Genomic DNA, 5,287 nt, shown 5'->3' on the forward strand with positions numbered 1-5,287 from the left:
AAAAGAGAGTACTCCAATAATTATTTTCATAAATATTTTATTTCGTTTTGGGTGCGTCGCGCAATGAATGGCAACGTTGTTGTGTATGGTTAGTTGCGTGGTTAAGCAACTAATTTAGTAAACTTTTACGAACCCGTGAAAATTCCGCAGGAATTTTCGCAAGTAGAGACTAATACAGCAATTAATTATACACGGTGTTGTGCGTTCGTTTTTTATTTCATTGTTATTAATAAAACGTTTCCATCAGAACTTGTATTGTTCATTCTATCCATTATTAATACTGATATAGATTTTATTCCTTTCAAATCAATTTTGGTATTTTTTTTTGAACTGTCAGTTAATGGAATTCCATCAATTACTATTAATTCAATATTATTCATAGTCCAGCCTCTCTGACCAACACCTAAGCTATCTAAGTTCAGGTTATTTATTTCGAATAATTTAGTTGTTTTGAATTGAGTGATTTTTAATTCTCGTGTGTGCTTGTTAATTCTGATGTTTTCAATATTGTCTTTGTTAAGAAAGACGGTTTCCAAATCCATTTTTTCGTTATCAATAAACATTTTATAATCAGCAGAGTATTTTTTTAAAATCTTATTTCGGTCGTATTTTATATTACGAGTTGCGCAACCTAAAGTAATAGACAGTATAAATAGAAATAGAAATATTCTCATTTTTCTTGCTTTTATTTTCAAAAATATTTCAATTTCATTTTTCATGAAAACTCAAATGAGTGAATGATGTTTTTCGATTAGTTAACGTGCGCTTAAATGACGCACAACGGTTTTGTGTATGATTAGTGGCGTGTTTAAGCATCTAATTTAGCAAATAAAAACCGAATAGAAAATCCGCGAGGATTTTCGTAAGTAGGCGAGAACCAGCCATTAATTATACACGGTGTTGTAAGTAGTTTTTATTCTTTCTTTAATAAAATCCATTTTTCTCCACTTTCGTTTTTATATGAGACAAGTCCATAAATTTTATCCCATTGAAATTCAATTATACCAAATTTTCCGTTCAGATTTGTATATGGACAATTTCCTTTGTCGAAAGTATAAACATTTTTCCAATCAACATTCAATTCAGAAGTTTTTGGTGTTGGTAATTTGTCTCGAGAATTACTATATTCCATATTCAGTAAACGAATAACAGGACTTGCGTCTTTCAGATTTTCATTCGCTCCGATTTGGACAAAGTAATCTTTTACTAATTTGAATGTATCTTTTTTAATTTCGTAATCTATTCTAACAAAATCTTTGTCGAATTCAGACACAAATGGATTGCATTCACCTTTTGGTTCTTTAATAACTTTATTTGTGATAAAAATTGTATCATAATCATTTAGTTGAGATTTGAATATTATTTTATCTCCAACATTATAATTAGTAAACCAAGTTTTGTCATTTTCCGTAAAATATACATTTGTACAATCAGAACACGATTGTATAAATAGACAGACTAAAATTAAAATCAGATACTTCATTTTCGGTTTTGGTAAATTACTTACAACGTGTTTGTGTATGGTTAGTTGCGTGGTTTAGCAACTAAGTTAGTAAACTTTAACGAACCCGTGAAAATTCCGCAGGAATTTTCGCAAGTAGGGAAGAAACTAGCAATTAATTATACACGGTGTTGTGCGTTCGTTTTTTTTATTCGGTTGATAATTTCAATTCCTAAATAGTCTTTTAATTTCGGGAATTTATATCTGTAATATTCATTCCAATAACTTGCTATTCGACTTTCGGTTTGTTGCCAATATATTGGGTTCTCATTTTTAAATTCTTTATAAAATTCCAATGTGTCGTTATTCACTTTCTCGTCAATAATCGGAAACAATTCATAAATATATTCTCCTAATAATTGAACAAGGAATGGTGTTTTCCATTTTTCTAATTTTTCAGATATTTTATTTAACCTTTTCTCTCTTATAAATCCATTATGATGTCTGGTAAAAAAGCAATTTAAAATATCTTTCTGTATTTCCGTCAGTTGATTTTCGTTTTGCGGTTTTGGTTGGTCAAAATAAATTCTTGTTGGGATTTTTAATAATTCTCCACTAACTTTTACGTCATAGGAATCAGAACTTATTAAATCAAATTTATATTTACTTTCCAACGGAATAATATTGAAAACCATTATAACATCCGATTTTAGATTTTCAGGGAAAGAATCTATAATTATTTTCAGATAATCAGGTTTCATTTTCTTTATTAATTCTTGTTTCCGTTCTGCTCTTAAATGACGCACAACGTTGATGTATAAGAATAGTGCGGTTTTGTGTGCGAGGATTTTCCGCAGGAAAATCAGACGTAACAAAAGTGCACTGACTCTTGATTAAGCACTAAACTAAGCATTATTTTTATACTGTGTTAGCAGCTGTTTTTTATTTTCGGTTCATAATTATTCGGAACAAAAACATTGTTTTCAGATTTCTCTATTAGAATTTCTAGTAACTTTTGGATATCGTCAGCGTTATATTCCGTTGTTTTTATCGAAATTTCAGATTTTGATTTAAAATCAAGTTTTAAATTTTTACCAAATCGGTCAAATCGGATTTGAGTAAGTTCAGTCAGGTTTCTTTTTTGAGTCCAACGTTTGACTAAAATCAGTTGATTTTCTTTAATGAATAATGTAAGAGTTTTCTTCTTTTTGTAAATAAACCACAAAACTAATTCAGCCAATGGAAAAGTCCAAAATATTAAAATCAGGAATATTACGTCATTATAATTGTCATTGCTAAAAGACAATAATAATGTCCAAGCTATTGCATAAATCAATTCATATATTCCAAGTACTTTACGCTGACTTTGCATTTTGAAGTCAGATTCGTAGTTTTTATTAAGAACGGAATATTCCCAAAAAACTGGTGTTAATAAAATTAATAATATCAGTACAATATTCACAACAAGAGGAAATTCAGGTTCCATTATTTGACCATAACTCAAAGCTGTAAGTAGTAGTATTAATGTTATAAAGTACTTCATTTCGTCGATATGGTTCAAATTGCTGCTAACGTTGTTGTGTATGATTAGTTGCGTGTTTTAAGCAACTAATTTACTAAATTAAGCACGAACGGCGAAATTCCGAAGGAATTTCCCAAGTGAGCCAAAACTAGCAATTAATTATACACGTTGTTACCCAACGTTTTTTTATTCATTATCTATTTTTCTGTAAATATCATTTATTGATTCATTGTGTGATTCTTTCAGATATTTATAGACTAATTTATTATAACATTCAAATTCTGATTGAATCATACAACCCATTCCGAACATTTCAATGTCATATTTTTTTTCCAATATTTTTTCCAATTCAACATCATAACCAATTCCGAATTGAAAGTATTTTATTTCTCCATTTTGTAAATCTGTTGCAAATCTTTCTTCCATTTTTTCGCAAGTTTTCAATTCATAATATTCATCATATCGTTTTTGAATTTGTACACTTTTATAAGTTTGGATATAGAGAAACAAATTCAGAGCTAAACATATTCCAAATGCTCCAAACATAATTTTTGTGATTATATTTCTCAAATTTTTATTAAAAAAATAAATCCCAACACATAAAATTCCAATTGCAAAAAACCATTTCGAGTATTTTAATTCTATTGGGTCAAAACTTGTTTCAGTTAATACATATTTGTCATTGTAATAAATCAATATTATGCTTAAGATTCCTAAAGTCAGAAGTATGTATTTTGTTCTATTTCTCAATTTTTGCCTAATGTTGGGTAACGTTGATGTGTATGGTTAGTTGCGTGGTTAAGCAACTAAATTAGCAAATAAATCACATATAGAATATTCCGCAGGAATGTTCGTAAGTCGGCAGTGACCAAGCAATTAATTATACACGGTGTTACCCAACGTTTTTATTTCGGTTATATATTTCAGTTTCTTTTCGTTCAAATGCTGGAACTGTAATGTCAATTTCCCAACTTTTATTAATTTCAGGAAACTGTTCTTTTATTTTTTCGTTAAATTGAAACCAACCTTCTGTACTTTCCGATATCTCAAACTGTTTTCCATTTTCCGCTTTTAAAAATAATCGTATTTCATCGGTTGCGAAAAGGTCAACTTTATAAGCAGTCAGTTTTTCAATTTCATTCCATTCAATTTGGGTTAGTTTTTGCTCAATTTGCAATTCAAATCCGTTTTTATCGTAAGTGAAAATTCCGTTTGAGTCATACAGTTCTATAAATTCTTCGTCGCTCAACTTTTTATAATACTCTTTTTGTTTTGGTAGAAATCTACTATTCGGATTAAAGTATCTAAATAATAACAGTATCGCTCCAATTCCAAAAAATCCAATTGTAACCCAAGTTATTAATTCCGATTTATCCATAATTGTAATTCCAACTATTGAAAATCCAGAACATAAAATTCCAGCAATTAAATCACTTGTTTTTCTATTCAATTCGATGTTTTTATCGGTTTTACTCAAATGTTGGGTAACGTGTTTGTGTATGGTTAGTTGCGTGGTTTAGCGACTAAGTTAGCAAACATTTACGAACCCGTGAATATTCCGCAGGAATATTCGCAAGTAGGCAAGAACAAAGCAATTAATTATACACGGTGTTGGCAACAGTTATTTAATTCTTTTACTAAATAGTTTGTCGATTATATTATATTTAGGTTTGAAGCCCATTAAATTAATTAAATGTTGAGTTTTAGGTTCAAAAGTTTTGTAATTCCGCTTAATTTTAGTCTTAATTATGCTTTCACGTTCCGCGCTTTTTTTCGAAGCCATTAGTGTTAATTTTAAAGCGAAAATTTGATTTTCATTTTTGGATAGGCCTAAATTTGAAATATATCTGAATGCCTCGTCATTAGCACCATATAAAAGAAATTCAATAACTGTTTTTTTTCCAGAAACATATACATCTTGAGACAATTTACATTGATTGAAATATATATCGACTAAATCTTTATATATTCTATTTTTTATGTCAAATTTTTTATCAAATGCAATAGTCTCTTGCATTCCCTTTGCATCGAGATGAATTAAAGATTGATTTAATTCCAATTTTCTCCGTGCGACAACATCATTTACAATTTGCTCAATTTGTTCATTTATAATAGAAGTTTCATCATTTTGCTTTTCATCTGTCATAATACTCTAAATGTTTTTCTCGTACAGCTATTGTATTATACTGATATAGGTTGACTCTTTTTGGTTAATATTTAGACGTTCAAAAGATTTTTTTTTCAGCGGTTTAGAAGGCAAAAAATAGTTTGAACTAGGTCAGTTCTTAAATCGTAAGTTCAGGTAAATTTACATTATTTTTTCG

At 29.1% G+C, this 5,287-nt stretch carries 7 protein-coding genes; all 7 read right to left on the minus strand.

What is annotated here, in order from left to right; all coding sequences use genetic code 11:
• Positions 1-212 precede the first annotated feature (212 nt).
• The 7 genes from HM985_RS16665 to HM985_RS16695 all read right to left on the minus strand — a co-directional run bounded on the left by HM985_RS16665 (position 213) and on the right by HM985_RS16695 (position 5,109).
• A complete protein-coding gene (locus HM985_RS16665; protein WP_179377350.1) occupies positions 213-674 on the minus strand; it encodes a hypothetical protein in 462 nt (153 codons plus the stop codon).
• A 239-nt stretch (positions 675-913) separates the two neighbouring features.
• The gene (locus HM985_RS16670; protein WP_179377351.1) at positions 914-1,483 is read right to left on the minus strand and encodes a hypothetical protein; all 570 of its coding nucleotides are present in this window, start codon (positions 1,481-1,483) and stop codon (positions 914-916) included.
• Positions 1,484-1,620: 137 nt separating this feature from the next.
• Positions 1,621-2,247, minus strand: a complete 627-nt coding sequence (locus tag HM985_RS16675; RefSeq protein ID WP_179377352.1) for a hypothetical protein — start codon at positions 2,245-2,247, stop codon at positions 1,621-1,623.
• 122 nt (positions 2,248-2,369) lie between these two features.
• Positions 2,370-2,984 carry a hypothetical protein gene (locus HM985_RS16680; protein WP_179377353.1) on the minus strand — a complete coding sequence of 205 codons (615 nt, stop codon included), beginning with the start codon at positions 2,982-2,984 and terminating at the stop codon, positions 2,370-2,372.
• A 165-nt stretch (positions 2,985-3,149) separates the two neighbouring features.
• Complete coding sequence (locus tag HM985_RS16685) at positions 3,150-3,713, minus strand: FEKKY domain-containing protein (RefSeq protein ID WP_179377354.1); 564 nt, start codon at positions 3,711-3,713, stop codon at positions 3,150-3,152.
• Positions 3,714-3,855: 142 nt separating this feature from the next.
• Positions 3,856-4,440 carry a hypothetical protein gene (locus HM985_RS16690; RefSeq protein WP_179377355.1) on the minus strand — a complete coding sequence of 195 codons (585 nt, stop codon included), beginning with the start codon at positions 4,438-4,440 and terminating at the stop codon, positions 3,856-3,858.
• Positions 4,441-4,584: 144 nt separating this feature from the next.
• Positions 4,585-5,109 carry a hypothetical protein gene (locus tag HM985_RS16695; protein WP_179377356.1) on the minus strand — a complete coding sequence of 175 codons (525 nt, stop codon included), beginning with the start codon at positions 5,107-5,109 and terminating at the stop codon, positions 4,585-4,587.
• Between the last annotated feature and the right edge of the window lie 178 nt (positions 5,110-5,287).

It is taken from the genome of Winogradskyella wichelsiae (assembly GCF_013403925.1).
Lineage (GTDB): Bacteria > Bacteroidota > Bacteroidia > Flavobacteriales > Flavobacteriaceae > Winogradskyella > Winogradskyella wichelsiae.

Bases quoted from the DNA above. Each gene is read 5' to 3' on its own strand.
- HM985_RS16670 (WP_179377351.1), bottom strand. From the start codon at position 1,483: ATGAAGTATCTGATTTTAATTTTAGTCTGTCTATTTATACAATCGTGT.
- HM985_RS16695 (WP_179377356.1), bottom strand. From the start codon at position 5,109: ATGACAGATGAAAAGCAAAATGATGAAACTTCTATTATAAATGAACAA.
- HM985_RS16665 (WP_179377350.1), bottom strand. From the start codon at position 674: ATGAGAATATTTCTATTTCTATTTATACTGTCTATTACTTTAGGTTGC.
- HM985_RS16680 (WP_179377353.1), bottom strand. From the start codon at position 2,984: ATGAAGTACTTTATAACATTAATACTACTACTTACAGCTTTGAGTTAT.